We start from the raw sequence: 5,159 nt of genomic DNA on the forward strand, positions 1-5,159 counted from the left end.
GACGGTCCGACTCCACATCACCAGACCACTGCTTTTCAACCTTGATCGACGTGGGAGGTTCGTTAACGATTTCAACCTCGATCGTCTTTGTGTCTTTGTTTTGCGACAATACAGCGTCGTGAGCCATGTAGCCTTTGACTTCATGCTCAACGAAGGTCAGCGGGATAGTCTCGCCCGTCTTGGCATCAATGAGCGTGCTCGGATCGGGATAGTTGGCTAGCTCGGCCTTCCAATCGTTCTTCTTTGTGAGCTCGACGGTCTGCAACGTCTTGTCACCAAGTTTCACGTCCACCGAAATGCTCTCGGGGCGATCTTCTGGATCATCATTAGCCCACTTCTTTTCCAACTTCAGTTTCCACGCATCAGGCTCGCCAAAAGTTAGCTTGCCGTTGTTGGCAATGCCAGCCCCGGAAATACCAGTGCCGGTGGCGACGTTATCGGTGATCTTCACAGTCGCAAGAATCTCCGCGATAGCCTTAGCGTCGGGCGTTGGGACCGACTTGAAAGCAATGTTGTTAGTAACCTTTTCGTTTGGTTTGATGGCGGTGTTGTCTCCATCAGCTGAGTAGCGCGGAACCTTTCCCTTAGCGGACCAGTTACCGTGAATACCATAAATCGAACCGTCCTGATACCAAGCGCGAGGGCTACCACCGAGCATACGCTCAGTAACCTCGACCGCATGACCTGCTACCGGCTCATCGAACTCGTGTTTGATGATGCTAGCGAAATCATGGCCGGCACCCTTATTTTGCCCCTTAAAGACATCGGGTGCCACATTGTCAAAAATCGCCACGCCGCGCGTCACGTGCATAACGGTAGAACCCGTGGGGCAGTTCCAGACACCGCCGCCTTGAGCACTCACAGGATGGTTGCCGGCTTGGATGAGAAAACCGGGCTTGATGACGTTGTCGCGAATGAGACCGTTGTAAATCGTAACCTCGGCTTTGGTGTCGCTGTACATTGCGCCACCGCCCCAGAAGCCATTAGAGGTGTTACCGCTCAAAACTGCAGCGTGGATCACAGCCTTCGTAGTTCCATTGAAGGCAACGCCTCCACCAGACCTCGCAGCGTTGTTAGAAGATATATCGGCGCCGGCAATATCGACCTTCGTATCGCCCTCTGTGTAGATCGCACCGCCGGAACCAGTGGACACGTTCTTTGTAAACGTTGCGCCGCTGATGTTCAGCATGCCTCCACTTTGAAAGAGGCCGCCGCCGACGCCTTTGTAATCCCCGTTGTTGTTCCCTTGAACGACAAGGCCGCCTGACAGAGCAACGTCGCTATTGATAAAGGCAAGACCAGCACCGATCTCCGTGATGTTCTCCTGCACGGTGCCTCCAGTTATATTCACCGAGGTTCTCTCACCGTAAACTGCGCCGCCGCGGCCATTGTAATTGGGGTGGCTAACCACGTTTCCAATTAACGTTCCGCCCGTCATCTCGAAAGTAGGCGTTCCGCCATCTCGCGCCCATAGGCCAATCGCGCCGCCGTAACGCAGTCCATGATTGCCGCTAAGCTTTCCGCCCTCTACTCGCACGGTGCCGTTGTAGGCAGTGATTGGAGAATATTTTTCTTTTTCTACCCCTGCCGGGCGAAGTTCACCAGACTCATCTGAAACGTTGTTACCAGAAAACTCAGCGTCTCCACCTATTGTTAACGTTCCTCCGTTAACAAAAATGACCGGGCCGGTTACCGCAGTGTCGCGGATCGCGCCGCCCACAAGGTTCATATCGCCCGCAACGCTAAACTGCGCGTTTGTGAAAGTCGGGCCGGATAGGGTGAGCGTTCCTCCCTCTTCTACCGTGAAGAGTGGGGACCCATTTCCGCTGATCTTTCCGCTACCCGTTAGGGTGACTCGTTTCCCCGCGGGCACAACCAGCGGCTGCGCCCCGTTTTCCACGGTTATTTCTGATTCGATTGACAGTTCTGTTGACTCGCCGTCACCAAGACCATTAACCGCAGTAATAACGTCGTCCCAGGAATTAATATCAGCTGCCTGAGCTACTCCGCCAGTCAACCCGACTGTTGCCAACACTGTGGCCAGCAAAATTCCTAACGACCGCATCCAACGGCCCATCATTATTTGCTCCTCTCACAACAGCGGCCTCTGGTCTGCTAAACAACGGGCCAGATCACGCGTATCGTAATTTCGAGTCTTTCACATTTTGGACTTAATTCCCAAGCCTTTATCGCGATCATTTGCGTGAACGAATTCTTTTGTGTTTCCGGCAACTCTTCGCGCCGGGCGACATGCCGGATCGTGTCCGACGATCCCGCTAGGTGTTGGCTCGCATCGTGATAATCTTGTCGACATAAAGTAATATCTTGTTTCTTCACGATTCCTTTGACAGCATAGTTTCGTCCTATAAGCTCTCCGGCCGTATTCCGAAGCTTGTGTTGCACTCTGAAGAAAGTGGAAAAGTGAAAAGCATAAAGAACTACAGGTTTCTCCCAGCCTTGTGGGTAGCATGTTTAACAGTATTTCTAGTGGTGATGGGCACCGGCCTTCCTCCGGTTGCCGAGGCCGCGCCAGAATCCCCCGACAGGCAGGTCCTAAAGTGCTACGAAGAGGGCCGGGTTCTGTACTGTGAGCCGGACCATCTAGAAAAACTCATCGCGCAGGCTGGAACTACACCGACCAGGATCGAAATTGGTAACGGTACCGAGACTTTGCTGACGAAGACCATCGTCATTCCCGCTGGCGCAGATATTGAGCTAGTGGATGCAAACACAGCTGCGTGGTCATCAGAAAGCAAGATCATTCGCGATGATGGTGATTTCACGGGCAGCCTACTGAAGGTTGAAAAGGGTGCAAAACTAACCCTCTCTGACGGAACTGGAAACGGTGCGGGCATCACTATTGACTCGCGCGCACAATACGAAAATGTTGTAAAGGGCTCCAGCTTCTCCCCAACCATTCTCGTGGAAGGCGAACTAGTGATGAACGCCGGCACTGTTACGGGTGCACGTAAGATGAGTAACGGCGGCGAGGGTGCAGTTACCGTCAAGGGCCGGGACGCAAAGTTCACCCTTAACGACGGTAAGATCACTGACAATCAGCGCAAGGGAGGCCAGTTTGGTGCGGCGAACGTCGCATTGACTGACGGCGCTACGATGGTGATGAACGGCGGCGAGATTTCTGAGGGGCAATCCGATTACAGCCCATACGCATACGGAGAAGCTGGTGGCATCGGTGTTTTTAGTGGTGCCCATCTAACAATTAACGGCGGCACGCTGACTGACAACACTGGTTGGGCCGGCAATATCAACGTGAGCCACTGGCTGAATGAGAGCAACGTAAAACCCGGCGATGACACATCGGACACGCGCTCAACGCTAGTGTTCAATGGCGGCGAAATCTCGCGGGGTAAAGCAGCTTTTGCCGGTGGAGGTATCGATATCTTCGGAAATGCTGACGTCACTATGAATGGTGGTACCATCGCGGACAACCAAGCGCCAAACGGCGGCGGCGTAAACGTGATGGATATGTACATTAACGGCGATCCTAACACTTACCAAGAGATCGATTCGGACGGCAGCCGATGGACGAAACAGCATTTCGGGGAGCGTAAACCGCAAGAATGGACCAAGGTCTCTCCCGCCCGATTCACAATGAACGGGGGCAGCGTGGTGCGTAATAGCGCCACTCGCACCGGGGGCGGTATTAACGTGATATCGAATGCCGTGAATCTCAATGCCGGCTTGATTGAAGGGAATAATGCCAACCAGCAGGGCGGCGGCGTCTACGTCGCGACGAAGTCTTATACCGCTCACTTCATGGACACGCTCATCACTGAGAACAGCACAACCAAAGGAAGCTTTGTTGGAGTCGGCGGCGGTGTTTGGCTCTGCCCAACAGGTAGCATGAAGATTCACGTCACGAATGGCGTAGCAGTATTCGATAACAAATCTCCAAGCTCTAACGATCACCACTGGGGCGACGATATTGCGCATGACGCCTATGGTGGTTCCACTTCCGCACGTATGCTTATCGATCCGCGTATGCTCGGTGGCGGTGAGTCCACCCTCTACAAGGATGGCGGCTACAACAAGCCGCGTTTCGATGCCGAGAATCCTGGTAAAAAGCAGGTGTTCGATGGCGAGGAGCGCGAGTCCGACGAGTCCAGTGATTACCGAACCTCGCTTCAAAACGCAGGCCTAAAGACCATTACTGATCAGAATGCTAAAGGCAACGCGAAATCCTGGGCAAGGTTGAGGATTACGAAGAACCAGGCTCCGCGTGGTGGCGGTATTGGCTCAAACGGTGGCCTTGAATTCGGAACCCCCGAAAAGACTGAGGTGCAGGTTTCCAAGGCGTGGAAGGACGCAGAGGGCAACGACCTTGACGACGCTTCCAAGGTTGCGGTCAAGGTGCAGCTAGTGGGATCAGTTGGCAAAGACACGTTCTACATTGGCCAGCCGGCTCAGCTGAATGCGGACAACAACTGGACGCATACGTTCAAGGACCTGCCTAAAACCAAGACCGTTGACGGCAAGCAGGTAGAGGTCAAGTACTCGGTTGAAGAGCAGGGCGTTGACGGAGTCAACACAGTTGAGTTGGGGGGCACGGCGCTGGACGGCTTGACGATCACTGCCCCATTAGCAATGTCACCTGTTAACGTGCAGCTCCTTCAATCTACCGACGGCATTAACAAGAGCCCCGTGGGTGATCCAGTAGTGCTCGATGAGACGAATGACTGGACGTATACCTTTGAGAGCCTCCCGGCCACTAAGACCATTGGCGAGGAGAATTCCGAGAACGCCAAGGAACTCAAGATCTCCTACTCCGTCAAGGAACTAGGCGTCAGCGGATTCACTATCAAGGTAGAAGGTGACGCGGTAGACGGCTTCACTGTCACGAACACTGAGGTACCTCCCACCACGAAGGTGGATGTAACCAAGGTTTGGAAGGATCATGCGGGTAAAGATCTTGATCCGGGTTCAACAAAACCAGTTGAGGTTCAGCTGACCAGAACGATCAATGAGGAAACCAACCCAGTTGGTGACCCTGTCGAACTAAACGCTGAGAACGAATGGAAGCACACGTTCATAGATCTTCCTCAGTTCGTGATCATTGACGGTAAGCGCGCAAAAATCACTTACGGGGTTGAAGAGCTCTCTGTTGAGGGCTACACGGCTTCTATTAGTGGTAGTGCAGC

The 5,159-nt window shown here is 53.5% G+C and carries 3 protein-coding genes; 1 reads left to right on the top strand and 2 read right to left on the bottom strand.

The annotated features are described in order from the left end of the window. On the bottom strand, positions 1 to 2,080 hold a 2,080-nt coding region (locus HMPREF3167_RS07125; RefSeq protein ID WP_070446262.1), incomplete at its 3' end, for a Cna B-type domain-containing protein. Between the two features lie 35 nt (positions 2,081 to 2,115). Beyond that, positions 2,116 to 2,337: a hypothetical protein gene (locus HMPREF3167_RS09680; RefSeq protein ID WP_143602190.1), complete on the bottom strand. Its 222-nt coding sequence runs from the start codon at positions 2,335 to 2,337 to the stop codon at positions 2,116 to 2,118. On the opposite strand from HMPREF3167_RS09680, the gene HMPREF3167_RS07130 reads away from it, so the two are divergent. Next, a partial coding sequence (locus tag HMPREF3167_RS07130) for a Cna B-type domain-containing protein (protein WP_246825751.1) occupies positions 2,326 to 5,159 on the top strand: 2,834 nt, incomplete at its 3' end. The genes HMPREF3167_RS09680 and HMPREF3167_RS07130 overlap by 12 nt on opposite strands.

This window comes from Trueperella sp. HMSC08B05, assembly GCF_001808405.1.
GTDB lineage: Bacteria > Actinomycetota > Actinomycetes > Actinomycetales > Actinomycetaceae > Trueperella > Trueperella bernardiae.